This is a genomic window from Mycolicibacter icosiumassiliensis (assembly GCF_900078685.2).
Classification (GTDB): Bacteria; Actinomycetota; Actinomycetes; order Mycobacteriales; family Mycobacteriaceae; genus Mycobacterium; species Mycobacterium icosiumassiliensis.
The window spans coordinates 2,017,800-2,041,520 of sequence record NZ_LT546166.1 but is presented as its reverse complement, the minus strand read 5'-3'; the positions used below and the strand labels follow the sequence as shown (position 1 = coordinate 2,041,520).

At 63.9% G+C, this 23,721-nt stretch carries 23 protein-coding genes and 2 pseudogenes; 15 read left to right on the top strand and 10 right to left on the bottom strand.

The annotated features are described in order from the left end of the window. Nucleotides 1–3 precede the first annotated feature (3 nt). From BN4346_RS33705 to BN4346_RS33695, 3 genes are all read right to left on the bottom strand, one after another. A complete protein-coding gene (locus tag BN4346_RS33705; protein ID WP_067971431.1) occupies nt 4–612 on the bottom strand; it encodes a ferritin-like domain-containing protein in 609 nt (202 codons plus the stop codon). A 106-nt stretch (nt 613–718) separates the two neighbouring features. After that, nucleotides 719–3,583: an MMPL/RND family transporter gene (locus BN4346_RS33700; RefSeq protein WP_067971428.1), complete on the bottom strand. Its 2,865-nt coding sequence runs from the start codon at nt 3,581–3,583 to the stop codon at nt 719–721. After that, nucleotides 3,580–3,984 (bottom strand): MmpS family transport accessory protein, encoded by a 405-nt coding sequence (locus BN4346_RS33695; RefSeq protein WP_067971425.1) that lies wholly within the window; start codon nt 3,982–3,984, stop codon nt 3,580–3,582. Before BN4346_RS33695 ends, BN4346_RS33700 begins: the two co-directional genes overlap by 4 nt. 263 nt (nt 3,985–4,247) lie before the next feature. Here BN4346_RS33695 and BN4346_RS33690 point away from each other — a divergent pair, with 263 nt between their 5' ends. From BN4346_RS33690 to BN4346_RS33675, 4 genes are all read left to right on the top strand, one after another. Further along, complete coding sequence (locus tag BN4346_RS33690; protein ID WP_067972353.1) at nt 4,248–4,865, top strand: TetR/AcrR family transcriptional regulator; 618 nt, start codon at nt 4,248–4,250, stop codon at nt 4,863–4,865. Nucleotides 4,866–5,174: 309 nt separating this feature from the next. Beyond that, complete coding sequence (gene rpe, locus BN4346_RS33685; RefSeq protein ID WP_067971422.1) at nt 5,175–5,855, top strand: ribulose-phosphate 3-epimerase; 681 nt, start codon at nt 5,175–5,177, stop codon at nt 5,853–5,855. Nucleotides 5,856–6,151: 296 nt separating this feature from the next. Next, the gene (locus BN4346_RS33680; protein ID WP_235653612.1) at nt 6,152–7,618 is read left to right on the top strand and encodes an IS110 family RNA-guided transposase; all 1,467 of its coding nucleotides are present in this window, start codon (nt 6,152–6,154) and stop codon (nt 7,616–7,618) included. Nucleotides 7,619–7,947: 329 nt separating this feature from the next. Beyond that, nucleotides 7,948–9,039 carry an IS110 family RNA-guided transposase gene (locus tag BN4346_RS33675; protein ID WP_235653611.1) on the top strand — a complete coding sequence of 364 codons (1,092 nt, stop codon included), beginning with the start codon at nt 7,948–7,950 and terminating at the stop codon, nt 9,037–9,039. Nucleotides 9,040–9,406: 367 nt separating this feature from the next. On the opposite strand, the gene BN4346_RS33670 is transcribed toward BN4346_RS33675, so the two are convergent. Both BN4346_RS33670 and ctaD read right to left on the bottom strand, forming a co-directional pair. Then, nucleotides 9,407–10,144, bottom strand: a complete 738-nt coding sequence (locus BN4346_RS33670) for a peroxiredoxin (protein WP_407695073.1) — start codon at nt 10,142–10,144, stop codon at nt 9,407–9,409. A 138-nt stretch (nt 10,145–10,282) separates the two neighbouring features. After that, nucleotides 10,283–12,019 carry an aa3-type cytochrome oxidase subunit I gene (gene ctaD / locus BN4346_RS33665; RefSeq protein WP_067971421.1) on the bottom strand — a complete coding sequence of 579 codons (1,737 nt, stop codon included), beginning with the start codon at nt 12,017–12,019 and terminating at the stop codon, nt 10,283–10,285. Between the two features lie 211 nt (nt 12,020–12,230). Here ctaD and BN4346_RS33660 point away from each other — a divergent pair, with 211 nt between their 5' ends. Then, nucleotides 12,231–13,508: an ATP-binding protein gene (locus BN4346_RS33660; protein WP_067971420.1), complete on the top strand. Its 1,278-nt coding sequence runs from the start codon at nt 12,231–12,233 to the stop codon at nt 13,506–13,508. A 150-nt stretch (nt 13,509–13,658) separates the two neighbouring features. Here the strand turns inward: BN4346_RS33660 and BN4346_RS33655 are convergent, their stop codons facing one another. Continuing rightward, nucleotides 13,659–14,243: a carboxymuconolactone decarboxylase family protein gene (locus tag BN4346_RS33655; RefSeq protein ID WP_067971419.1), complete on the bottom strand. Its 585-nt coding sequence runs from the start codon at nt 14,241–14,243 to the stop codon at nt 13,659–13,661. After that, complete coding sequence (locus BN4346_RS33650) at nt 14,243–15,172, bottom strand: sulfurtransferase (RefSeq protein WP_067971418.1); 930 nt, start codon at nt 15,170–15,172, stop codon at nt 14,243–14,245. Before BN4346_RS33650 ends, BN4346_RS33655 begins: the two co-directional genes overlap by 1 nt. Before the next feature lie 383 nt (nt 15,173–15,555). Between BN4346_RS33650 and BN4346_RS33645 the strand changes: the two genes are divergently transcribed. The 5 genes from BN4346_RS33645 (at nt 15,556) to BN4346_RS33630 (ending at nt 18,062) form a co-directional block, all read left to right on the top strand. Beyond that, entirely contained in the window at nt 15,556–15,852 is a 297-nt protein-coding gene (locus tag BN4346_RS33645; RefSeq protein WP_067971415.1) for an ArsR/SmtB family transcription factor, read from the top strand. 558 nt (nt 15,853–16,410) lie between these two features. Further along, nucleotides 16,411–16,758, top strand: coding sequence for a type II toxin-antitoxin system RelE/ParE family toxin (locus BN4346_RS33640; protein ID WP_235653610.1), 348 nt, complete (start codon nt 16,411–16,413; stop codon nt 16,756–16,758). Next, on the top strand, nt 16,755–17,072 hold the full coding sequence (locus tag BN4346_RS33635) for a helix-turn-helix domain-containing protein (RefSeq protein ID WP_067971410.1): 318 nt from the start codon (nt 16,755–16,757) through the stop codon (nt 17,070–17,072). Before BN4346_RS33640 ends, BN4346_RS33635 begins: the two co-directional genes overlap by 4 nt. A gap of 427 nt (nt 17,073–17,499) precedes the next feature. Next, entirely contained in the window at nt 17,500–17,628 is a 129-nt protein-coding gene (locus BN4346_RS49495) for a hypothetical protein (RefSeq protein WP_268811478.1), read from the top strand. After that, nucleotides 17,625–18,062, top strand: a complete 438-nt coding sequence (locus BN4346_RS33630; protein WP_067971407.1) for a PIN domain-containing protein — start codon at nt 17,625–17,627, stop codon at nt 18,060–18,062. Before BN4346_RS49495 ends, BN4346_RS33630 begins: the two co-directional genes overlap by 4 nt. A gap of 128 nt (nt 18,063–18,190) precedes the next feature. Here the strand turns inward: BN4346_RS33630 and BN4346_RS47665 are convergent, their stop codons facing one another. Beyond that, a complete protein-coding gene (locus BN4346_RS47665) occupies nt 18,191–18,433 on the bottom strand; it encodes a hypothetical protein (protein WP_154677584.1) in 243 nt (80 codons plus the stop codon). Nucleotides 18,434–18,453: 20 nt separating this feature from the next. On the opposite strand from BN4346_RS47665, the gene BN4346_RS33625 reads away from it, so the two are divergent. The 5 genes and pseudogenes from BN4346_RS33625 to BN4346_RS33610 form a co-directional block, all read left to right on the top strand. Continuing rightward, nucleotides 18,454–18,678: an antitoxin MazE family protein gene (locus tag BN4346_RS33625; RefSeq protein ID WP_067971405.1), complete on the top strand. Its 225-nt coding sequence runs from the start codon at nt 18,454–18,456 to the stop codon at nt 18,676–18,678. After that, on the top strand, nt 18,675–19,004 hold the full coding sequence (locus tag BN4346_RS33620; protein WP_067971402.1) for a type II toxin-antitoxin system PemK/MazF family toxin: 330 nt from the start codon (nt 18,675–18,677) through the stop codon (nt 19,002–19,004). Before BN4346_RS33625 ends, BN4346_RS33620 begins: the two co-directional genes overlap by 4 nt. 333 nt (nt 19,005–19,337) lie before the next feature. After that, nucleotides 19,338–19,493, top strand: a complete 156-nt coding sequence (locus tag BN4346_RS47660) for a hypothetical protein (protein ID WP_154677583.1) — start codon at nt 19,338–19,340, stop codon at nt 19,491–19,493. A gap of 2 nt (nt 19,494–19,495) precedes the next feature. Then, nucleotides 19,496–19,804 (top strand): plasmid mobilization protein, encoded by a 309-nt coding sequence (locus tag BN4346_RS33615; protein WP_067971399.1) that lies wholly within the window; start codon nt 19,496–19,498, stop codon nt 19,802–19,804. A gap of 82 nt (nt 19,805–19,886) precedes the next feature. Beyond that, nucleotides 19,887–20,216, top strand: a pseudogene (locus BN4346_RS33610) (recombinase family protein); the annotation flags it as partial. Here BN4346_RS33610 and BN4346_RS33605 read toward each other — a convergent pair. Next, nucleotides 20,208–20,336 (bottom strand): annotated as a pseudogene (locus tag BN4346_RS33605) (RsmD family RNA methyltransferase); the annotation flags it as partial. The pseudogenes BN4346_RS33610 and BN4346_RS33605 sit on opposite strands and share 9 nt — an antisense overlap. After that, nucleotides 20,333–23,716, bottom strand: coding sequence for a pyruvate carboxylase (locus BN4346_RS33600; protein WP_067972346.1), 3,384 nt, complete (start codon nt 23,714–23,716; stop codon nt 20,333–20,335). The pseudogene BN4346_RS33605 and the gene BN4346_RS33600, both read right to left, overlap by 4 nt. Between the last annotated feature and the right edge of the window lie 5 nt (nt 23,717–23,721).

The following is a 23,721-nucleotide window of genomic DNA, read 5'->3' as shown; positions in this document are numbered from 1 at the left end:
GCTTCAGCACTTCTCGGGTCGTCCCCGCGCACCATGGCGGCCGTGAGCACCCCCGGGACCGTGGTGCCCACCGCCGCAACCGTCCCCGCAGCCTTCGCCACCGCGCCGGCGCCACCCTCGGCCGCCGCCCAGCGGCCGACCTGACAACGCGGCTTCGAAGGCCCTCAGGTGATTCTCGGAAGCGGCTCGCAGGTTTTCGTACACTCTCAGGATTGCCGGCTGGTCACTGCCGTCCGCGGCCGCCGACAGGTCGGCGATGTCACCGGTTTCGAGTTCGATCCCGACCGCGCATGCTGCTGCCACCGACGTCAGTCCACGGGCGAGCCACGTGTCGTAGGCGTCCTGCAGTTCGGTCTCGGCGTAGACACCGGCGGGCTGTCCTACCGACGGATCGGGGACGCTGTAGCGCTGGAGCAGCCGCCCGATCGCCTCGTAATGGCGCTGCTCGCTGGTGGCGATGTTGTCGAAGATCGGTACACCCCAAGCCTGGTGGAACCTCTGGTACAAGTCGCGCGCCAGTCGTTCCTCCTCGCGCATCAGCACCAGATCGGCCCGCTCGCCGTCAGACAAGGGATCACCGGCCGGCGCATTCGAGCTGTCGTCGCCATTCATCCGATCACCCCGTCCGTGTTCGGGCCACCCGATAGCCGTCGGAATCGGCTGGGTCTGACGAGTACGAATCCCGCGGCGACCACGGCTATTCCGGAAATCGCCGGTCTCATGGCTGGCCTTCTTCCGAAGCCACGGGCGTCAACTGGCTGGGTTTCGGCCATGGCGAGGGCACGGGCCGCTTGTGCACGCGCTGTGGCCACCAGAACCAGCGCCCGAGAAGCGCTGCGATGGACGGTGTCATGAATGCGCGCACGATCAGCGTGTCGAACAGCAGCCCGAGGCCGATGGTGGTCCCGATCTGGCCCAGAATCCGCAGATCGCCGAAAACAAAGGACGACATGGTGGCGGCGAACACCAGGCCGGCAGCGGTCACCACCGAGCCTGATCCAGCCATAGCACGGATAATGCCCGTGTTCAATCCGGCGCCGATTTCCTCTTTGACCCGGGAAATCAGCACCAGGTTATAGTCGGATCCCACCGCCAAAAGCACGATAACGGCCAGCGCAAGCACGATCCAATACAATTCGATACCGACAATATGCTGCCAGACCAGCACGGACAGCCCGAATGAAGCGCCCAACGAAAGCACTACTGTGCCCACGATGACGAGCGCTCCGACCAGACTCCGCGTGACGAACATCATGACGAGCAAGATCAGGCTGAGCGCGGCTATTGCTACGATCATCAGATCGTACTTGGCGCCGTCTTGGATATCCTTGTAGCTTGCGGCGGTGCCGCCGAGATAAATTCTTGCACCCGTCAAGGGAGTGGCCTTCAGGGCTTCGTGTGCCGCCTTGATGATCGGGTCGATGTGTGAGATGCCTTCTGGGGTCGCGGGGTCGCCTTCATGGGTGATGATCATGCGAGCAGCCTTGCCGTCCGGGGACAGGAACATTTTCAGGCCGCGCTGGAAATCGGGGTTCTCGAAAGCCGTCGGAGGCAGGTAGAAGAAATCGTCGTTCTTGGCGGCGTCAAAGGCTTGTCCCATGGCGGTCGCGTTCTCGGTCAGAGCCGCCGTCAGGTCGTAGATCCCGGACATGGTGGCGTAGTTGGTGAGCGCCAATTCCCGATTGGTCTGCTGGCTGTCGATCTGGTCGGGTATCAGCGCCACCAGTTTCGGCTGGATCGCATCCAGCTTGGCCAGAGTTTCGGCGAGGCTTTGCAGCTGGCCGCTGAGCCGGTCCAGACCGTCGAGCGCGTCAAAGACGGACCGGAACGCAGCGCAACTGGGGATATCGTAGCAATGCCGTTCCCAGTAGAAATAACTGCGGATGGGCCGAAGGAAATCGTCGAAATTCGCGAGCTTATCTCGCAAAGCGCTCAATGTGGCCGCCGTTTCATGAGTAGTTTCGGTCTGCTCGTGGGTCACCGCGGCGAGCTCCTGCTGCAGCGCATACTGCTGTTTCAAGATGTCGATCGTTTTCCCCAGCTCGTCGGCCTGCCTGAGCAGGTCGCCCGCGCGGTCTTGCTGATATGTCAGGTTCAAGACCTGGCCGACGCTTTGCATGCTGACCTGAAACGGTATCGAGCTATGGTCGATGGGCGTTCCCAACGGCCTGGTTATGGTCTGCACCCCCGCGATACCGGGGAGGTGCAAGACGGCTCTGGCCACCCTGTCCAGGATGATCATGTCGGCCGTATTACGCATGTCATGATCCGCCTCGATCATCAGCATTTCGGGATTCAGCCGAGCCGGAGAAAAATGCCGCTCGGCGGCCGCGTAGCCGATATTGGCCGGGGCGGTGGCGGGAATATAGGGCCGAACGTCATAACTTGTCTTGTACGACGGTAGGGCGAGCAGCCCGATGAGGGCTAACGCACACGTCGCGGTGAGAATAGGTCCGGGCCAGCGCACGATGGCCGTGCCGATCCGCCGCCATAGCCGAGTTCTCATCGTGCGTTTGGGCTCAAGGAGACCGAAACGACTGCCTACGGTAAGCACGGCGGGGGCCAGGGTGAGCGCGCCCAACAGCCCAACAAAGATGCCTAGCGCGGAGGGAACTCCGAGGCTGTGAAAATAAGGCAGCCGGGTAAAAACCAGGCTTAACAGCGCGCCGCCGACGGTCAGGCCCGAGCCCAAAACGACGTGGGCGGTCCCGTAATACATGGTGTAGAAGGCCGTTTCCCGATCCTGCCCGGCCAGCCGCGCCTCGTGATAACGGCCGAGCACAAATATCGCATAATCCGTTCCAGCGGCGATGACCAATAACGTGAGCAGATTGGTCGCGTACACCGAAAGTCCGATGATCCCGGAGTTTCCAAGAAACGCGACAATTCCGCGGGCCGAGGCCAACTCGATAAGCACCGTGAGAAGCACCAGGATCATGGTGACCACAGAACGGTACACAAATAGCAACATCGTCGCGATCACCAGCAGAGTTATCAGGGTGACCTTTATGGTTCCTTTGCCGCCCACGTTCAACTGATCCGCCATGAGCGGGGCCGCGCCGGTTACATATACCTTGACGTCCTTCGGTCGCTGCGTGTGTTCAACAACATCGCGAACAGCTATGACGGACTCGTTCGCACGAGCGTCGCCTTGATTGCCGACAAGATACAGTTGAACATAGGCCGCTTTGCCGTCTGCGCTTTGCACGCCCGCCGCTGTCAGCGGATCTCCCCAGAAGTCTTGGACGTGCTCCACATGCTTGGTGTCCTGTGAGAGCCTGTGCACGAGCGTGTCGTAGAACCGGTGGGCGTCATCACCGAGGGGCTTATCGCCTTCCAGGACGATCATGGCCGCACTGTCGTAGTGATACTCGTGGAACACTCGGCCAATATGTTTCATCGCCTGCATCGATGGCGCATCTGCGGGAGTCAGCGGCACATTCTGTTCCTTTCCGACCTCCTCCAATCGCGGGACCGCAACACTCGTCACGACAGCGATGCCCACCCAGAGCAGCAGAATCGGGACCGAAAGCCGACGGATGGTATGCGCCAAGAAGGGCCGCCGCACGCGATGGTCGCTCATGACGACTTGTCCAGGCAGAAGGTATAGGCGTTCACCTTGGTGACCGTCCTTTCGTCTTTGACCACACCGTTGACGGTGATGCGACAGCCGATGGAATCGCTGTCACCCTGCGCCACCACGTTGGCGAAGACCGCGGGCTGAGTCGTCCTTATCGAGTACGACCACGGCAGCGTTATGTTGAGGGCCTTCTGCGGCTGAGCATTGACATCCAGGTAGTTGATGGTCGCCACGGTCCCGGGCGCGCCAAAGACCTCAAGGACCACTTCCTTAGGATTGAAGGCGACGATCTCATTCGAGATGCCGCTGCCGGCCGAAGCCCGGTTGTGCGAGCCGAAGACACCGTGCAACCGGTAGATGCTGAACCCCGCAACCGCGACGACGACCACGGCGACCAGCAGCATCCACCCTCGTCTGACCAGGGCGCTAGCTGAAAATCCCTTCACCCGTTAGCCTTTCGATGACGAGTCGCACCATTGCTCTCGCGAGGCCATCGCCGCGACCAACGGTGCCCACTGCAAGAAGGGTGATCTCCAGGACGGCTCCCTCATGCAGCCTATGGCCCCGAGTCTGGTCGGGTGAAGTGCTGCTGGGCACGAAGACGAGAACCTTTCGTGTGGTGCGAACACCTACACGATGACCGGGTCGGCATAGAATATCAACTGTGATGAATTCTTCGGGCCCTCGGGGACGCAGAGCCGGCAAACCCGATACTCGCAACCAGATCCTCAACGTGGCCCGCCGACGGTTCCTGGAGGGCGGATATCAGGCCGTCACCCTACGATCCGTCGCCGCCGAGGCGGGTGTTGACCTCGCCCTGATCAGCTACCACTTCGGCGCGAAGAGGGGCCTGATCAGCGAAGCCCTCGCCTTGTCGGCCAACCCCGCCGACGTCATCGACCGAGTTGCCGCCGAGGGCGATCCCGCCACATTTGCCCAGCGCACCTTGCAAGGACTACTTGCACTGTGGGAAGAGCCTGATAGCGGCGCGCCGCTGCGCGCGTTGATAGCCGGTGCCGCCCACGACGCTGCGCTGGCAAGTCTGGTGAAGGAGATGGTGGAACGGGAAATGATCGACAAGGTCGCAACCCGGATAGGCGGAGCAGACGCCCACAAACGGGCCGCCGCCTTCTGCGGGCAGATCGCGGGCCTAGTCGTGACGCGCTACATCCTGCATCTCGAACCGGTCTGCTCTATGACGCATGATGAATTAATCCGCCTCTACACTCCTCTGCTGCGCCTCGCGTTGAAGCCAGCCACTCCCGCGCACGGTGGCGTCCGCTGAGCACCGGTGGTGGCCTATTTTCACCGGGAACCCGCCCACCGCCCGCGTCCCGGCCGACTCATCCCGCAGACGCTCGGTGCCGGCCACTGCTGGACGCCGTCGCCAACGCCGCGGTCACCATCGCAAGGCTGGAGTTTGTCAATCCCGCAGCGGTTTTGACCGACCTGGCGGCCCATCACCCGACCCGGTAGCCGCAGCGTGCACTGGGCGCGGTCCAAGTCCTCACCATCGACAGACCGACGCGAGACCCCGCACCGATCCAAGGTGTGAATCAGTCCCAGCACTGCTGGTGACCGGGAGGTGGGATGAATGCGCACACCGATACTCGTCGCCTCTGTTCTGCCAGCGGACTTTTCAGAACTCGGCCAGCAAGTCAAGCAACTGGAGAAGGCGGGCGTCGACCGGATCCAATGGGACGTGATGGACGGCCGATTCGTGCCCAACTTGACATTCGGGCCCGACGTTATCGCCGCCAGTCGCAGGCATGTGAGCCTCGGCTTTGAAGCGCACCTGATGGTCGACGATCCAGACCTGATGCTGCCGAGATGGGTCGAAGCAGGTTGCGAGATCGTTATCGTGCACGCCGAGTCGACTCGGCACCTACCTCACACACTTTCTGCGATTCGCGATCTGGGCGCGCGGGCCGGTGTCGCACTGAATCCCGCCACACCGATGCAGGCGGTGACAAACGTGCTGCACTTGTCCGACCCGCTACTGATCATGACGGTCGCCCCGGGCTTCGGCGGCCAGAAGTATCTAGCGGCGATGGAACCAAAGATCGCCGCGGCCCGCGCCGAAATCGACCGCCGCGGTTTGGAAGTCGAGCTGGAGGTAGATGGCGGAATCAACGCCGCGACGATCGGGGCCGCCGCACGCGCCGGCGCAACAGTCTTCTGCGCAGGCTCGGCGTTGTTCAACGGGCCGGGCACGATGGCCGACCGCGTTGCGGCGCTGCGCGAGGCGGCGGCCGCCGGGATGAAACACAATTGAGCATCGCGCCTGCGACCACCAGCCGTCGGCGTCCCATGCGTTGAGGATCGGATTTATCTAGTCAGTCAGTCCCCCTGTGCCCTGGTGGGCGCGTCGTGCCGACGTGAAAATGGTTGTGGGTCGCCCGCGACGCCGACGCTTCCTTGGTAGTTGAGCCCGTTAGTCAGTCTGGCGCCGGGGCCCGACCAGAAGGGTCGCGCACTGTTGCTTCGAGCACGCGGATCAGAATTTCGGTTCCCTGACCGAGGCCCCCGGGCGTCCCGCAACGGTAGATGTGGAAACGAGGAGGTGCCGAGATGACGCGAGAACCTGAGGTGATCGACGCCGATGACAACGTGGAGGTGGTGCAGCGCGTCGCTGCGGTCGATATCGCGAAGGCTTCGGGAAAGGTGTGCACCAGGATTCCGCATCCCAGCGTCGCCGGGCGGCGACTTACGAAGATCTGGGATGTTGGCGCCACCACCAGGGCGGTGATGGACCTGGCCGACGAGCTGGCTCGGCAGCACATCGAGCGAGTGGTCGTGGAGGCCACGTCGGACTACTGGCGCCCGTTCGTATACCTGTTGGAGGCCCGCGGCCTGCTTGTGTGGCTGGTCAACGCCCATGACATCAAGCAGGTGCCGGGCCGACCGAAGACCGACAAGCTGGACGCGGTGTGGCTGGCCAAACTCAACGAGCGTGGCATGCTGCGGCCCAGCTTCATCCCGCCGATGGAGATTCGCCAGCTGCGTGACTACACCCGGCTGCGGGTCGACCTGGTTGAAGATCGCACCCGATTCAAGCAGCGCATCGAGAAGCTCCTCGAAGACAGCCTGATCAAGCTGTCCACGGTCGCCAGCGACATCTTCGGCAAGCCCGGGCGGACGATGCTCGACGCGCTGATCGCCGGCCAGCACGATCCCGAGGTGCTGGCCGAATACGCCCTGGGAAAGATGCGCCCGAAACGCGCGGCCCTCAAGGAGGCGCTTACCGGCCGGTTCGATGCCCACCACGCCGAACTCATCGCCATGTTGCTCGACGAAGTCGACGCACTCACTGCCAAGATCGACACACTCACCGTCCGCGTCGATCAACTGCTCGCCGACATTCCCGCAGCTTGTGCGCCACCGCCAGGTCCCGGTGGCGTCGACGAGGGCGCGGCCCCGCTCGGCGCAGTCGCCCGCCTCGACGAGATCACCGGAATCGGGATCGCGGCGGCGCAGACCGCCATCGCCGAGGTCGGCCTGGACATGACCCAATTCCCAACCGCCGGACATCTCGTCTCGTGGGCCAAACTGTCCCCACGCACCATCCAGTCCGGCACCCGCCGCCGATCGGCCAAGATCGGCCAAGATCGGCAAGGGCAATCCCTATCTCAAGCGGGTGCTCGCCGATGCCGCTGCGTCGGTGGCCAGGACCGACACCTTCCTCGGCGAGCGCTACCGGCGGCTGGTCAAACGCCGCGGCAAACTCAAAGCGATCGTCGCGGTGGCCCGCTCGATCCTGGTCATCGTTTGGCACCTGCTGGCCGACCCCACCGCCCGTTTCCACGACCTGGGCGCCGACTTCTACCCGCGAGCGGTCAACACCCAGCGACGCACCCGCAACCTCATCCACCAACTCGAAATCCTGGGTCACCACGTGACTCTCACCCCTGCGGCGGCCTAACCGCAACCGCCGTCCACCCGACCGTGCGTCACGTCGGGAGACCTCACACGCCCTCACCAAACACCGCCTGTATCAGTCATTTTCGGATCAGCCACGTTAAATGTGTTGACAAGTAGCGGCTGTCGCCCCAAGATCGCCCCCGCGCGCCAGTGAGGGGGACCCCTTTGGTGGCGAATGTCCGATGCCATGTCGTTGCCGATTCTTCCTTGCCCGAACACCGGGCAACAGAGCCGCATAACGACTGGACCAACTTGTTCAATTCTTGTAGGGGATCAGGTCTGCAGCCATGATTCCTTAGGTGGTGGCCGGTCTTGGCTCGGACTGGACCTGTCGCCTGCGGGTTGACTTTGTAGTGGCTTGTGGGCCGGTCACCACCGACCTGCTGGGAGTGGCTGAAGAGAGGCCTGTGTAGCCGAAAGTTGGTGTGCCCTCTCCGCTTTCAATATTGAATCTGGAAAGGAGAGAGAAGTTGCCTGTATCGGTAATGACGAAGTCCGACGATCATCGGGTGGTGATCGCGGTTGATCCGCACAAGGCGTCATGGACGGCGGCGGCAATCGATGGCCAATTGCAGCCGCTGGACACCATCCGGGTTCCGGTCAGCCGCGATGGTTACCGGGCATTGCGGCGTTTTGCCCGGCGGTGGCCCGATGCCGCCTGGGCGATCGAAGGAGCAACTGGTCTGGGGGCACCGCTGACCGAACGGCTGCGAGCAGACCAGATCACAGTCATGGATGTCCCGGCGAAGTTGGCTGCTCGGGTGCGGCTGCTGTCGACGGGGCATGGCCGCAAGAATGACGACGCCGACGCGCTATCAGTCGGCGTGGCTGCGCTGACATCTCGGATACTCAATAGTGTTGAGATTGACACCGCAACAATAGTTTTGCGTTCGATCGTCGAGCACCGTGACGACCTGGTGAAGATTCGTACGCAGACCGTCAACCGGCTGCACGTCGTGCTGACCAGATTGGTCCCTGCCGGTGCTGGGCGCGAGCTGAGCGCCGATCAAGCCGCTGAACTACTTCGCAGCGTCCGGCACCGCGATGTTGCCGCCAAGACGCTGCGCACCCTGGCGATGGACCTGATCAGCGAGGTCCGCCAGCTCGACCGCCGGATCAAAAAGGCTGGAAACGACATCGAGGCCGCTGTCAGCGCCTCCGGTACCACCCTGACCCAGTTACACGGCGTCGGCGCGTTGACCGCCGGCAAGATCCTCGGTCGGGTCGGGAACATCACTCGATTCCGTTCAGCTGCCGCCTTCGCCAGCTACACGGGCACGGCTCCCATCGAGGTGTCGTCAGGCGATGTAATCCGCCACCGCCTCTCCCGCGCCGGCGATCGCCAGTTGAATTTCTGTCTTCACGTCATGGCGCTGACCCAAATTCGGCAGAACACCCCAGGCAGGACCTACTACCTGAGGAAACGATCCGAGGGCAAAGGCCACAAAGAAGCGATGCGCTGCTTGAAACGGCGTTTGTCGGACAGGTGTCTATCGACAACTCATCCGCGACGCAGCCTCCATGGCGGCAGGCCCTGAAGGACACTCGGGGACGACACTCAAATCCTGCGTGGCCAGCTGAAACCCCGCACACCGGCACTTCGGACAAGTCACTTTCCGGACCCGCCAGCAGCCACCTTACAACGACACCGAAACGGGCCCCTTGACACAGAGAGGCGCCACTACGACGGGCTCACCTCACAATGGCTAAGCTAGCCGCCTCCACCGCTTCGGGCATGACCGCCGATGCGTGCCGCGCGGTCTACAACACCGGTTTGGAGCAGCGCCTGAACTACGCGGTGATTGGCGTAGGCATTCAAACGTGCGTTGGGTAGCCACGATTTTGCGGTGTTGGAGGCGGCCAGGGGACCATCGGATAGCAGTGAGGTGTCAAGGCCGAGCTTCGTTACGCACCGTCTTTAACCCGGATAGCGGATTCGATCTCGTCGGCGGGGATCTGTTTGGTGCAGAAGAACCAGTCTTCGCATTCGACGCCTTCGACGTGGTCCTCCATTCGTTGCTTCGCGGTGCCGCATGAGCCTGCTGGGGGCACGATCACCGGGTCGCCGGGGCGCCAGTCGGCCGGCGTTGCGACGTGGAAGTGATCGGCCGTCTGTAGCGCCTTGACAATGCGCAGCAGCTCGTCGAAGTTGCGGCCGAGGCTCTGCGGGTAGTAGATGACGGTCCGGATCACACCCTGGGGGTCGATGACGAACACCGCGCGCACCGCCTTGGTCGTGTCCTCGCCCGGCATGACCATCCCGTACTTCTGGGCGATCGCCATTGACACGTCCTCGATGAGCGGGAAGGTGACCTCGACGTCGTGCATGTCGCGGAAGGCGATCTTGTCCTTGATCGTTCGCAGCCAGGCGATGTGGCTGTAGAGCCCGTCGACGGACAGACCCACCAGCTCGGTGTTGTAGGAGGCGAACTCATTTTGCATCGTGGCAAACGTCATGAATTCACTGGTGCACACCGGTGTGAAGTCCGCCGGGTGGGAAAAGAAGATAACCCATTTGCCGGCGTAGTCGGCAGGAAAGTTGATCTCGCCCTGGGTGGTGACGGCAGTGAAGGCCGGGGCCGGGTCGCCGATGCGGGGCATGCCGGTGACAGGAACGGGGGCGAGACTCTCGGTGACGGTCATCGTGGTAATCCTTCCGTCGCCGGGGTGATACCACCTACAACAAATACCCGTAGGGGTATATTCCCGGGGGTTGGTCCCGCGCGTCACCTTCGCAGCCGCGAAGGCGATTCCTGTTGCAGCCCAACCGATATTGGGTCCCTATGGGCGCAGACCCGCGTGGACCGCGGATTCATCGGCCACGTCGTGACGGCGGCTGACGTGAGCTTCGGCGCGCATGCGTCCGACCATGTGGGGGTAGTGCAGTTCGAACGCCGGACGTTCGGAACGAATCCGGGGCAACTCGTAGAAGTTGTGCCGCGGCGGCGGGCAGCTGGTGGCCCACTCCAGCGAGTTGCCGTAACCCCATGGGTCATCGACGGTGACGGGTTCGCCATAGCGCCAGCTTTTGAACACGTTCCAGATGAAGGGCAGCATCGATACACCCAGGATGAACGCGCCGATCGTGGAGATGACGTTTAGCGTGGTGAAGCCGTCGGTGGGCAGGTAGTCGGCGTAGCGGCGCGGCATGCCCTGGTTGCCCAGCCAGTGCTGCACCAAAAATGTGGTGTTGAACCCGATCAGCGTCAGCCAGAAGTGCAGCTTGCCCAGCCGCTCATCCAGCAGCCGGCCGGTCATCTTCGGGAACCAGAAGTAGACACCGGCGAAGGTGGAGAACACGATGGTGCCGAACAGGGTGTAGTGGAAGTGCGCCACCACGAAATAGCTGTCGGTGACGTGGAAGTCCAGCGGCGGGCTGGCCAACAGCACACCGGACAATCCGCCCAGCAGGAACGTCACCAAAAATCCGACCGAGAACAGCATCGGGGTTTCAAAAGTCAGCTGGCCCTTCCACATGGTGCCGGTCCAGTTGAAGAACTTGATCCCGGTCGGTACTGCGATCAGATATGAGGTGACCGCGAAAAACGGCAACAGCACCGCGCCGGTGGCGAACATGTGGTGCGCCCACACCGCCATCGACAACCCGCCGATCGCCAACGTCGCATACACCAGCGTGGTATAGCCGAACACCGGTTTGCGGGAAAACACCGGGAGGATCTCGGTGACGATACCAAAGAACGGCAGCGCGACGATGTAGACCTCGGGGTGGCCGAAGAACCAGAACAGATGCTGCCACAACAGGACACCCCCGTTGGCCGGGTCATAGACGTGGGCACCCAGGTGCCGGTCGGCGGCCAGCCCGAACAGCGCCGCGGTCAGGATCGGGAACGCGATCAGCACCAGGATGGACGTCACCAGGATGTTCCAGGTGAAGATCGGCATCCGAAACATCGTCATCCCCGGTGCGCGCATGCACACCACGGTCGTGATCATGTTGACCGCACCCAGGATCGTGCCCAAGCCCGCGACGATCAAGCCCATGATCCACAGGTCACCGCCCGCTCCGGGGCTATGGATGGCGTCGGACAGCGGGGTGTACGCGGTCCAACCGAAATCGGCGGCACCGCCGGGAGTGATGAAGCCGGCGAGCGCGACCAGCCCGCCGAACAGGAACAGCCAGAAGGAGAACGCGTTCAGCCGGGGGAACGCGACATCGGGTGCACCGATTTGCAGCGGCAACACCAGATTGGCGAACCCGAACACGATCGGAGTGGCATACAGCAGCAGCATGATGGTGCCGTGCATGGTGAACAGCTGGTTGTACTGCTCATTGGACAAGAACTGCAGTCCCGGCGAAGCAAGCTCGGAGCGCATCAGTAGCGCCATCAACCCGCCCACGAAAAACATCGCGTAGCAGGTCACCACGTACATGATCCCTATCGTCTTGTGATCGGTGGTCGCGACCAGGCGGTAGATCAGAGTTCCCTTGGGGCCCAACCGGGCCGGAAACGGCCGCCGCGCGTGCAGCGAAGCAACAGAGGGAGCCTCAACAGTCATCGCCACTCCTCCCGATCGGACTGGTCTTAAACGGGCAACTCCTCAGCCGGGACAACTACTCCCACGACGCTACCCTGGATGGGGCCGGAGTTGAAGGGCGGCGCCGCCGCCATGACTATGCCCCCTGGGGTATGCGAAGATATCAGACACAGCGCTGGGAAGCGATGGAAAACGCCAACAGCGCCGCCCACTGGCAAGGAGGTGCAGCCCGATGCCGCCATGGCGATTGCGCGACTTTCACGACGACGACCTCGATCAGGCGATCTTGGTGTGGGACCAGAGCCGCCACCCCGGCGACCCGCCGCCGGCCTTTCCGATCTCCGAGGTGGTGTCGGCGGCCAGGTCAGGACGGCCCGCGGTGGTCGCCGTCGTCGGCGACGAGTTAGTGGGCATAGCGGTCGCCGAGCTCCAGGGGGAACGGGCGTGGATTTCGCTGGTCGGCCTCAACAGCCGGTGGCGTCGTCGGGGTGTCGGCAGCGCACTATTGGGCGAGCTTGAGCTGCGCCTGCGCGCGCTGGGCGTGCGGCGCGTTGGTGCGCTGCTGCCTGCGGAGGCGACCGGCACGGCGGCGCTGCGCAACTCTGGCTACCGGGAACGGACCGACCTGTCGTTTTTCGAAAAGGTCGACACCGTCGGCTCCTCGGACGCGGGCCTGCTGGCCGAACTCGGCGCCCAGACGATGCCCCGCGGCCTGTGGAACGCGATGGGCGGGATGGAATCGGAGAAGGAGATCGTGGAGCGGCGGATCGTGCTGCCGCTGACCGAGCCGAACATTGCCGAAAAATACGGTGTCTCACCGCCGAAGGCGGTCATCTTGTTCGGGCCCCCGGGAACCGGCAAGACCAGCTTCGCCAAAGCCGTTGCAGGTCGGCTCGGCTGGCCGTTCGTCGAACTCCTGCCGTCGCGTCTGGCCGCACCGGACGTTGCCCTGGCGAGCGCCCTGCGAGAAGCCTTCGTGACGCTGATGGAACTGGAAGCCGTGGTGGTTTTCATCGATGAAGTCGAGGAAATCGCCGGATCACGCTCGGGCGAACGCTGCGATCCGGCGCACGGCGTCACCAACGAACTGCTCAAATTGATCCCGGCGTTTCGCCAGCGCGACGACCGGCTGTTGATCTGCGCGACGAACTCGGTGCGATCCTTGGATTCGGCTTTTCTGCGACCCGGGCGATTCGACTACATCATCCCGATCGGACCCCCGGACGCGACGGCGCGAGCCGCGATCTGGGCCAGATATCTCGGACCGGCCGCCGATTCGGTCGATATCGACGAACTCGTCGCGGCCAGCGAGATGTTCACTCCGGCCGATATCGAGTTCGCTGCGCGCAAGGGCGCGCAATGTGGGTTCGAGCGAGAGATCGAATTCAATCGTGGCGAGCCGTCCCGCACCGAGGACTACCTCGCGGCAATAGCCGAGACCCGGCCCTCGCTGACAGAGGCTGTGCTCGCCGAGTTCACTGAAGACATCCACCAGCGGACCCGGCTCTGACACCCGCCAGACGGCGCGCGCCGGCACGGTCTCGTCACGAAGCCACATTCCGTGCATAAACACCGCTGAGGTCGCTGTCGCGGTGGATGCGGCTCGTTCGTCGACTCATCCGGCATGTCGAGGCCGTCGGTGAACGGGTGCCTCGTTGCGTCAACCCTCGAGCCGATCCAGCGGCACCCCGCAACTCACCCCCACGCCTTCCATCGCCTCTTCGAGCGGTACGTCGAGGGCACTGGCCACCGTGGTCGTGTAGCGCATCAACGCAACCGAGGCCACGATCTCCACGATCTGGGCATCGGTCCATCCGAATGCTCGTAGTTTGTCGGTCATCTCGTCCGTGACTCCGGCCGGACGACGGCCGACCATCCGTGCGAAGTCCACTGCGGCGTTCTCCTTGTCGGTCAGACGGGGAGACGGTTTGCCTTCGATAAGCTCCACGCACTCCTGGCGGCTCCACTTCTTGCCCATCAGGGCGATCATGTGGGCCGCGGTGCAGTATTCACATTCGACCTCATAGGCGGTCACCGCGAAGAACACGCGCTTGAGTTCTTCGCGGATGCTTCCCTCCATCGCCGTGTTCAGGCTCAGGGTCCACAACGCGTCTGTGGTCTCGGGCAGGTAATTCAATGCCCGCTGCAGGCCGGGCACCATCTTGTAATACGCCTTTACCCGCTCGAAGACCTCACGGGTCCGTCCCTGAGCTTGGTCGGGGTCGATGAGTTTGATTCGTGCCATCACTGCCTTCTTGGGTTCGTCGGTTGGTGTTGATCCTGTGCCGCAGCTGTCGGTCCGGTCTCCACCGGCCGGCTGGGGTCGGCGCCCCATTCCATCCATGAGGCGTCGTAGAGGGCGGCGTTCTCGTGTCCCATGACGTGGAGCGCGAAGAGGGCGAAGGCCCCGAACACCCCACCGCCGCAGTAGGTAATGACGCGGCGAGACGGCGCCAGCCCCACCGGCTCCCACAGCCGGGCCAGCTCGGTGGCGGAGCGCAAGCGATGGGTGGCCGGGTCTATGTGGGATGGCGCCGGCACGTTGTGGGCGGTCGGGATATGACCGGCCCGGTGGCTCGGGTACAGGCGAGCGGCACCGGTGAAGAAGGTTTCGGGCAACGCGTCGACGATGCAGACGTCGTCGCGGCCGATGGCGTGGGCAACTTGATCGCCGTCGACCCGAAGCCCGGGTCGCACCCGCACGGTGAACGTCGCCGACGGAGGGTCGGGAACCTCGCTGTCGAGCGGGAATCCCTTCGCCTGCCAGCAGGTGAAACCGCCGTCGAGCAGCATGACGGCGTCGTGGCCGTAGTAGCGCAGAGCCCACCACAGCCGGGCAGCCCAGGTTCCTCCTTGGCTGTCGTAGACCACCACCGTGGTCTCGTCGCCGATCCCGAGGCGACCCATCAGTTCCTCGAACCGCTCCGGCGGCACCACCACGGACGGGTCATCGGGATCCGAGAGGTCGCTCATCACGTCGACGAACACCGCGCCGGGAATGTGGGCCTCGCGATAGGCGTCCCGCTCCCCGGCGCCTACCAGCGTTCCCTCGTCAGCAGGCCGGATGGCGAAGCGCGCATCCACCACCCGGACCGACGGATCGTCGAGATGTTCGGCGAGCCACTCGGGTGTGGCCAGGGCTTCAGGATTTCGGTAGGTCACGGTATCGGCCATCAGTTTGCTCCCGCCGGTGCGTGGAGACTGTCCTTGGGTGCTCCCCGGCCCGCTGCGCCGGACTTCTCAGCCACCATCGGTCGGACTCGCAGGATGCCGATCTGCAACCGGGGAACGGTAACGGCCGCACCGGCGCGGTCCATGCGAAGTCCAGACCGGCTGGTACGGATGGTCCAGTACTGAACACCGGGATCACGGAGCTTGGACACGCTGGTCTCTAGTCGTATAGACGCAAGGGATGCTCCTGGAAGCTTGCAACGCTATTCGATAATTGTCAATATCTTGATATGCCAATTTCTCGGGATACCCCGATTGCCGTAGCTGCGGCACCTGCAGCGGCGAGGACCGAGGACACGAGCCCCTGTCCGCCGCTGGACCAAGCGATGAACCGCGACGAGGCCGAACGGATTGCCAAGCTGTTCAAGGCCCTGGCTGACCCGACCAGAGTCCAACTCCTCGGATTGCTCAGAGGCAGACCGGACGGGGAATGCGGCTACGACATGACCGGCCCACTCGGTATCTCCCAACCGAGCGTGAGTTACCACGTGAAGGTCCTTCACGAGGCAGGCCTGGTCACGCGGGAGCGTCGCGGAAGCTGGGTCTTCTACCGCATCTGTGAAGAACGGCTGGCCGAGATCCGCCGGGTGGCGGGGCCAACCTCGCCGGGCACCACTACCTGAGGGGAGCCGATCAAGGAGTCACGACCGGACCGCGCCTGGACTCCTTGGCGGAGGCGTGTCGCAGTGCTAAATCCGCCGACATCGTTAAGCTGAACGCCGGTCAACACCGTTGTAGGAGCTGGAGCCGTGTTACGCCGATACTTGCTTCGGCAAGGTGTTGTGCGACGCGAAGCCGTCGACGCGAACGGGCCGCGCGGCAGCGCTGAGGGCGCATTTCCAGTTTTGGAGCTTCGTCACCAAGTCGAGCTGCACAACCTCACCGGCCGCATTGTTGAATGCCCGTTCGGGAGATCAATCGAACCCCGGGCGGATCGGTTGATCCCCTGCGGCGCGTCCCCCCGCCCTGCGACGCGCGCGCCGCCACGTCCAAGGGGATACATTTCCGACGTGTTAGCAAGCTCACGATTGTCTGCCGTTTTGACGGTGAATCATCGACAAAATGGCTGGCGACGGAGCTGGCGAAGGTAGGGGTGTTATTCCCGACATCTGAGGTAAGACGGTTCAGTACTGCTTTGTGACGCTCTAGTCATGTTATACAAATTTTTGTATAGTCGGGTTGTGAAGGAGGTCAGGTTCGTGGGGCGGGCGCTCGATGAGCTTAGGGAGTTCCCCGATCACGCGAGACATGACTCCGGCGTTGAGCTGTACCGCGTACAGCAGGGGCTGGACCCGAAGGACTGGAAGCCGATGAGCACTGTCGGCCCGGGCCTCCGGGAGATCCGAGTCAAAACCGCCGAGGGCATCTTCCGCACCATGTACACGACGGTGATCGGTGAATGCGTCTACGTCCTGCACTGCTTCACGAAGAAGACCCAGAAGATACCGAAGTCGGCGAAAGACCTCTGCAAGAAGCGATTGGAAGCGGCCCGTAGGGACGCAGCACACAGGGAAGGAGACACACCATGAGCGACGAAGTGCGGAGCTTCACCAACGTGTGGGACGCTATCGCGGACACCCCTGAAGAGGCAGCCAACCTGCGTGCCCGCGCTGACCTCATCCTCGCCGTCGGGAATCGGCTCACCGAGTTCGGGTGGTCGCAGACCACCGCGGCGCGCAACCTCGGGATCACCCAGCCCCGGGTGTCCGATCTCATCCGCGGGAAGATCAGCAAGTTTTCCCTGGACACGCTGGTAAATCTCGCCGCTCGGATGGGACTACGCACCCAGCTGGTCATCACGGCCGACGCGGATACACCGCACCCAGTCGGATCGGGCGGCTGAGCGGGTGCGGGCACGAGGCGATGTCGATGATCATCTGCCCTGTCCTCAGCTCCAGGCGCGGTGCGCGTTCATGAGCACGTCACTGCCAAATATCTGAATGAACCGAAGGTAAGGTCCTGAAACCCGAACGTGTGGACTGGCCGATCTGCCGCGGTCCATGGGGGTAGATTTCCGGATTGCAACAAAGGTCACGATTGTCTGCCGTTTTGACCATGAGCCATTGACAAAATGGCTGGTGACGGCGCTGGCGAAGGTAGAGGTGTTATTCCCGACATCTGAGGTACCTCACGTATCGTGAGCAACCCATCTTGGGGTCGCTCGCCGGGGGTGAACACGCCAGCGGATCGCAGATCTCAGGCACCGGGCGTCAGCATGCGGCGGTAAACTCGGCATCGTGTCCAGTGCCGAGCAACCTGAAGAGCCAGTCGTGCGCACCTACGCGCCCGACGAGGCGATCCGGCGTGCCCGGCCACTACCTCCGCGTGACCGCCTCGTCATCGGGGATGTGCCCGAGGAGGAGTGGGCGGCTTTCCAGGCTGCACTCGCGGGCGCATGACCAACGCCCAGCCATCGGGCGTGGTCGTGGACACGATGGTCATCAGCTGGCTATTTGATGACCGTCCCAATCGGCTCGCTGAGCATTACCGCACGCTGATCGGCCCAAAGCCCGTGCTGCTCGCGTTCCAAACCGCGATGGAACTCCGATACGGAGTCCTACGCGCCGGGTGGGGCCAGTTGCGGCGCCGCCGCCTCGAACGCCGCATCGCGGAACTGACCGTCGTCCAGCCTGATGATGAGATGATCACGACGTGCGCAGCCTTGCGTGCGGACTGCGCACAGATCGGCCATGCGCTCGCCGACAAGCTTCATGACGGCGACCGATGGATCGCAGCCGCCGCGATACGCCTCGGTGTGCCGCTGGTCTCCCACGACGGGATATTCGACGGAGCACCCGGGCTTGAGTTCGTCACCGCTATAGGCGACGAGTAACGCCGCGTATTTCGAGACCGGAATTCACCGATGGGTCTACCACCGCGATCCGGCTGCCACAATCCGACAGAACAATCACACCTACCCCTCAGATGTCGGGAATAACACCTCTACCTTCGCCAGCACCATCACCAGCCATTTGCCAATGGCTCATAGTCAAAACGGCAGACAATCTTGACCTTGGTTGCAAGTCGGCAATCTACCCCCATGACGGAGCGCGCTTCGGCAGTTCCCGAGAGAGAACGATCGGCTTTGTCAACCACGCGTTCGGGCTGCGCCACCCCGTGCTCGGCGACCGTGGCCTGCAGTCGCTCGTATCCGGCGGGGAGAATTGGGTGTGAGCCGCGCCGAACGAATTGATTACCGGTCATGTTACATGTAACATTGATGGATGGCTAGCACACGAGAGCGGGTGCAGGAGCATCGCCGGCGATTGCGCGCCCAGGGGCTTAGGCCCGTTCAGATTTGGGTGCCCGATGTACGGGCGCCGGAATTCGCCGCAGAAGCTCACCGCCAGTCGGCTGCCATCGCCGCCAGCGAGCAGGAGGCCGACGATCAAGCTTTTGTCGACGCCATCTCTTGCGACTGGACCGCCGAGGGTGAGTCCGCTGAGTGAGGCGAGGCGATATCCACGTCGCTGCCGCACGAGGTGTCTACACGGGCAAGCCGCGACCGGTCGTCATCGTTCAGGATGATCGATTCGATGCGACCGCCTCGGTCACGGTCTGTCCGCTGACCACCAACCCCGTCGAGGCACCGCTGAGCCGGATCACTGTGGAACCGACAGCGGCAACCGGCATTGAGCAGCCAAGCAAAATTATGGTTGACAAGATCACCACAATGCCGCGGGCGAACGTGCACGAGCGTATCGGCCGTCTCGCCGATAGCGACCTCATCCGACTCGATCGCGCGCTGCTGGTTTTCCTGGGGCTTGCCGAATAAGCGGGAGCCCGGGATCCGTGGTGTGGAACAGCGCCGGGGCGAAGGCCGGCAGGATCACCCATCACAGGTAACGTCACTCACTCGGCTGCGGCAACGCAGCGCCTCGACCACGGCCCCACACACCCGACTTACCTCATGCGTCTGTGTCGGAAATGAACCAACTGGGCCGAGGCGCACACCCGATCACGTAGTGATTCGTAGTATATTGTAGGTGTTTACAGGTTGACTGGAGCAAGCGGGATCTCTGCGGACTGGGCGGATGAAGCGGCCAACGACCGTCATGCCGTGTGGCAAGTGCCAGACCCGGCCAGTCGGTCGGGCTAGTCGGTTCGGGTGATCGGCTATTCGCCGTCGGCGCGTGCGGTGCTGACCGTAATTTTGGTGTCCGCCGATGCTGATCCCGATGAGCCCCCGGACGGCGACTGGTGGGGTAGCAACGCCTGGATCGCAAATCAACAGGGCCGGGGCCTCTACAGTGAGGAGCAGTAAGAATGAGCAGGATTGACGATCTACTCGCCGACGAAGGCGCACGCGCGGAGGCATACTCGGGAGGCCCGGCGCCTGAGCATGTCACGACGAGCCGGCCGAATCTCGGCCGCCAGACTGTGGTCTCGGTGCGCCTGGCTGCCGATGAGCATGAGCGCCTGAGCCAGGCCGCCCGCAAAGCGGGAATGTCGCTATCGACCCTTATCCGAGTGTGGGCCGTCGATCGGCTGCACGCCGAGGATCACGGCGAATCAGGAACCGTCGCTGAGCGTTTGGCTCGGCTCGAACGCGAAGTATTCAGACGACCCGCCTGAACTACCCAAACCCCACAGGGTTGTCAGCTGTTGTGTGGTGAGTGGTCGGTAGTTGTCGGTGGTGTGCTGTAGGAACAGGTGTATGGATCTTGCGGCGTGGGCTGAGCGCAACGGTGTTGCGCGGGTGACCGCGTGTCGCTGGTTTCACGCGGGCCGGTTGCCTGTCCCGGCGCAACGAGTGGGTCGGCTGATCCTGGTGAGGGATGCGATGGCCGAGCCAGTCCAGCATCGGCGGACGGCGGTGTATGCGCGGGTCTGGTCGGCGGAGCAGAAGGCCGATCTGGATCGGCAGGTGGCGCGGGTAGCTGCGTGGGCCACGTCGGAACAGATCCCGGTCGATGAGGTGGTTAACGAGGTCGGGTCCGCCTTGAACGGGCACCGCCGCAAGTTCCTTGCGTTGCTGCGTGACCCCCATCCGGGAATCGAGCACATTGAACAGCGCCTCACGCACCCGATCGGTGGTGGGCCGGGTGCCACGCGGCGGCACGACGAGGCGTCGTCCCCCGGCCGCACCGCCGACGATGCGGGTCAGCTCAGCACCACCAGCAGATCTCCGCCTTCGACCTGTGCGGTCTCGGCAACGGCCACCCGCGCGACGGTGCCGTCGGCCGGCGCGGTGATGGCCGCCTCCATCTTCATCGCCTCAATGGTGGCCACGGTCTGTCCGGCGGTGACCTTCTCCCCCTCGGCCACCCCGATGGTGACCACACCGGCAAACGGTGCCGCGACATGACCCGCCTTGGTGCGGTCGGCCTTCTCGGCAACCGGCACTTCGCTGGCGATGCTGCGGTCACGCACCTCGACCGGTCGCAGTTGACCGTTGATGATGCACATGACGGTCCGCATGCCGCGTTCATCCGGCTCGGAGATGGCCTCGAGCCCGATCAGCAGCTCCACCCCACGCTCCAGCTTGACCCGGTGCTCCTCGCCTTGGCGCAGGCCATAGAAGAACTGGTTGGCCGACAATCGCGAAATGTCGCCGTAGAGTTCCCGATGCGACTCGAATTCCTTTGTGGGGCCGGGGAACAGCAGGCGATTCAGCCGGGCCTGGCGTTGCGGGCCAGACGTCGCCAACACCGCCTCGTCGTCGGCCGAAAGCTGCTGCATCTCCCGTGCCGGGCCGCGACCCTCCAGAGCTTTGGTCCGCAACGGCTCCGGCCAGCCACCGGCCGGGTCGCCCAGTTCACCGCGCAGGAAGCCGATCACCGAGTCCGGGATATCAACTCGGGACGGGTCGGCGGCGAACTCGTCGGCGCTCACACCGGCGCCGACCAGGGCCAGTGCCAGATCGCCGACCACCTTCGAGCTCGGGGTCACCTTGCTCAGCCGGCCCAGTACGGCATCGGCGGCGGCATAGTTGCTCTCGACGTCCTCGAACCGGTCCGCCAATCCCAGCGCCTTGGCCTGCTGGTGCAAGTTGGACAGCTGGCCGCCGGGAATCTCATGGCGGTAGACCCGCCCGGTCGGCGCCGCCAGTCCGGACTCGAACGGCGCGTACACCTTTCGCAGCGCTTCCCAGTACGGCTCCAAGTCGCCCACCGCGTCCAGCGAGATCCCGGTGTCGTAGTCGGTCTGGGCTGCCGCGGCGATGATCGAGCTCAGCGCCGGTTGGCTGGTGGTGCCCGCCAGGGGCGCAGCCGCGCCGTCGACGGCGTCCGCCCCGGCCTGCCAGGCCGCGACGTAGCTGGCCAGTTGACCGCCCGCGGTGTCGTGGGTGTGGACGTGGATCGGCAGATCGAAGCGGCTGCGCAGCGCGCTCACCAATGTGGTTGCCGCGGCAGGGCGCAGCAGTCCCGCCATGTCCTTGATCGCCAAGACATGCGCGCCGGCGTTTACGATCTGCTCGGCGAGCTTGAGGTAGTAGTCCAGCGTGTAGAGCGTTTCACCCGGACTGCTCAGATCCCCGGTGTAGCACATGGCGACTTCGGCTACCGCACTGCCGGTTTCGCGGACCGCGTCGATGGCCGGAAGCATCGAGTCGACATTGTTGAGCGCATCGAAGATCCGGAAGATGTCAATACCGGTCTCGGTCGCCTCCTGGACGAACGCCGAAGTCACCAGCTCCGGATAGGGGGTATACCCGACTGTGTTGCGCCCACGCAGCAGCATCTGCAGACAGATGTTGGGCAGCGCCTCGCGCAGCGCGGCCAGCCGCTCCCAGGGGTCTTCCTTCAAGAACCGCAGCGCCACATCGTAAGTCGCGCCACCCCAGCACTCGACCGACAGCAGTTGCGACATAGTGCGGGCCACGTACGGCGCCACCTTGACCAATCCGCTGGTGCGCACCCGGGTGGCCAACAGCGACTGGTGGGCGTCCCGGAACGTGGTGTCGGTGACCCCGACGGCCCGCGACTCCCGCAGCCAGCGGGCGAAGCCTTCGGGACCCAGCTCGACCAGCCGTTGCTTGGAACCCGCCGGCGGCGGCACCGACAGATCCAGCTCGGGCAGCTTGTCACGCGGATACACCGCCGACGGCCGGGTGCCGTGCGGACTGTTGACGGTGACGTCGGCCAGGTAGTTCAAGATCTTGGTGCCGCGGTCGGCCGAGGAACGCGCGGTCAGCAGCTGCGGGCGCTCGTCGATGAACGAGGTGGTGATGCGGCCGGCGGAGAAGTCCGGGTCGTCGAGTACGGCCTGCAGGAACGGAATGTTGGTAGCGACCCCACGAATGCGGAATTCGGCGATCGCCCGGCGCGCCCGCTTCACCGCGGTGGGGAAATCCTTGCCGCGACAGGTCAGCTTGACCAGCATCGAGTCGAAGTGGGCGCTGATCTCCGCACCCAGGTTGGTGCCGCCGTCCAGGCGTATCCCCGCCCCGCCCGGGCTGCGGTAAGCGCTGATCCGTCCGGTGTCGGGGCGGAATCCGTTGGCCGGGTCCTCGGTGGTGATCCGGCATTGCAACGCGGCACCGTGCAGCGTGATCGATTCCTGCGAGAGGCCCAGGTCCGCCAGCGATTCCCCGGCCGCGATCCGCAGCTGGGAGGACACCAGGTCGACGTCGGTGATCTCCTCGGTGACGGTGTGCTCTACCTGGATGCGCGGGTTCATCTCGATGAACACGTGGTGGCCGCGCTCGTCGACCAGGAACTCCACGGTGCCCGCGCAGGTGTAGCCGATATGGCGCGCGAAGGCCACGGCGTCCGCGCAGATCTTGGCGCGCAGCGCCGGATCGAGATTGGGCGCCGGCGCCAATTCGACGACTTTCTGATGCCGGCGCTGCACGCTGCAGTCCCGCTCGTAGAGGTGGATCACGTTGCCGTGGTTGTCCGCCAGGATCTGCACCTCGATGTGACGCGGGCGCAGTACCGCCTGCTCGAGGTAGACGTGCGGGTCGCCGAACGCCGAATCCGCTTCCCGACTGGCCGCCTCTACCGCGTCGGCCAGCGCGTCGATATCGGCGACCCGGCGCATCCCGCGCCCCCCGCCACCGGCAACCGCCTTGACGAACAGCGGGAAGGTCATGTCTTGGGCTGCGGCAAGGAGCTCCTCGACCGAGGACGACGGCGCCGACGACGCCAGCACCGGCAGTCCCGCTTCCCGCGCGGCAGCCACCGCGCGGGACTTGTTGCCGGTCAGCGCCAGCACGGCCGCGCTGGGACCGACGAAGGTGATGCCGGCATCGGCACAGGCCTGCGCCAGTTGAGGATTCTCCGAAAGGAATCCGTAGCCGGGGTAAACGGCGTCGGCCCCGCACCGCACCGCGGTGCCGACGATCTCATCGACGGACAGGTACGCGCGTACCGGATGGCCCTCTTCGCCGATCTGGTAAGACTCGTCCGCCTTGAGCCGGTGCAGCGAGTTGCGGTCCTCATACGGGTAGACGGCCACCGTGCCGACCCCGAGTTCGCAGGCGGCCCGGAACGCGCGGACAGCGATCTCTCCGCGGTTGGCCACCAGCACTTTGGAGATCACATCCA

Excerpts from the sequence above, each read along its gene's own strand:
- BN4346_RS33705 (WP_067971431.1), bottom strand. The coding sequence starts at position 612 with ATGAATGGCGACGACAGCTCGAATGCGCCGGCCGGTGATCCCTTGTCT.
- BN4346_RS33700 (WP_067971428.1), bottom strand. The coding sequence starts at position 3,583 with ATGAGCGACCATCGCGTGCGGCGGCCCTTCTTGGCGCATACCATCCGT.
- BN4346_RS33695 (WP_067971425.1), bottom strand. The coding sequence starts at position 3,984 with ATGCTGCTGGTCGCCGTGGTCGTCGTCGCGGTTGCGGGGTTCAGCATC.
- BN4346_RS33690 (WP_067972353.1), top strand. The coding sequence starts at position 4,248 with ATGAATTCTTCGGGCCCTCGGGGACGCAGAGCCGGCAAACCCGATACT.
- rpe (WP_067971422.1), top strand. The coding sequence starts at position 5,175 with ATGCGCACACCGATACTCGTCGCCTCTGTTCTGCCAGCGGACTTTTCA.
- BN4346_RS33680 (WP_235653612.1), top strand. The coding sequence starts at position 6,152 with ATGACGCGAGAACCTGAGGTGATCGACGCCGATGACAACGTGGAGGTG.
- BN4346_RS33670 (WP_407695073.1), bottom strand. The coding sequence starts at position 10,144 with ATGACCGTCACCGAGAGTCTCGCCCCCGTTCCTGTCACCGGCATGCCC.
- ctaD (WP_067971421.1), bottom strand. The coding sequence starts at position 12,019 with ATGACTGTTGAGGCTCCCTCTGTTGCTTCGCTGCACGCGCGGCGGCCG.
- BN4346_RS33660 (WP_067971420.1), top strand. The coding sequence starts at position 12,231 with ATGCCGCCATGGCGATTGCGCGACTTTCACGACGACGACCTCGATCAG.
- BN4346_RS33655 (WP_067971419.1), bottom strand. The coding sequence starts at position 14,243 with ATGGCACGAATCAAACTCATCGACCCCGACCAAGCTCAGGGACGGACC.
- BN4346_RS33650 (WP_067971418.1), bottom strand. The coding sequence starts at position 15,172 with ATGGCCGATACCGTGACCTACCGAAATCCTGAAGCCCTGGCCACACCC.
- BN4346_RS33645 (WP_067971415.1), top strand. The coding sequence starts at position 15,556 with ATGAACCGCGACGAGGCCGAACGGATTGCCAAGCTGTTCAAGGCCCTG.
- BN4346_RS33635 (WP_067971410.1), top strand. The coding sequence starts at position 16,755 with ATGAGCGACGAAGTGCGGAGCTTCACCAACGTGTGGGACGCTATCGCG.
- BN4346_RS33630 (WP_067971407.1), top strand. The coding sequence starts at position 17,625 with ATGACCAACGCCCAGCCATCGGGCGTGGTCGTGGACACGATGGTCATC.
- BN4346_RS47665 (WP_154677584.1), bottom strand. The coding sequence starts at position 18,433 with ATGACCGGTAATCAATTCGTTCGGCGCGGCTCACACCCAATTCTCCCC.
- BN4346_RS33625 (WP_067971405.1), top strand. The coding sequence starts at position 18,454 with ATGGCTAGCACACGAGAGCGGGTGCAGGAGCATCGCCGGCGATTGCGC.
- BN4346_RS33615 (WP_067971399.1), top strand. The coding sequence starts at position 19,496 with ATGAGCAGGATTGACGATCTACTCGCCGACGAAGGCGCACGCGCGGAG.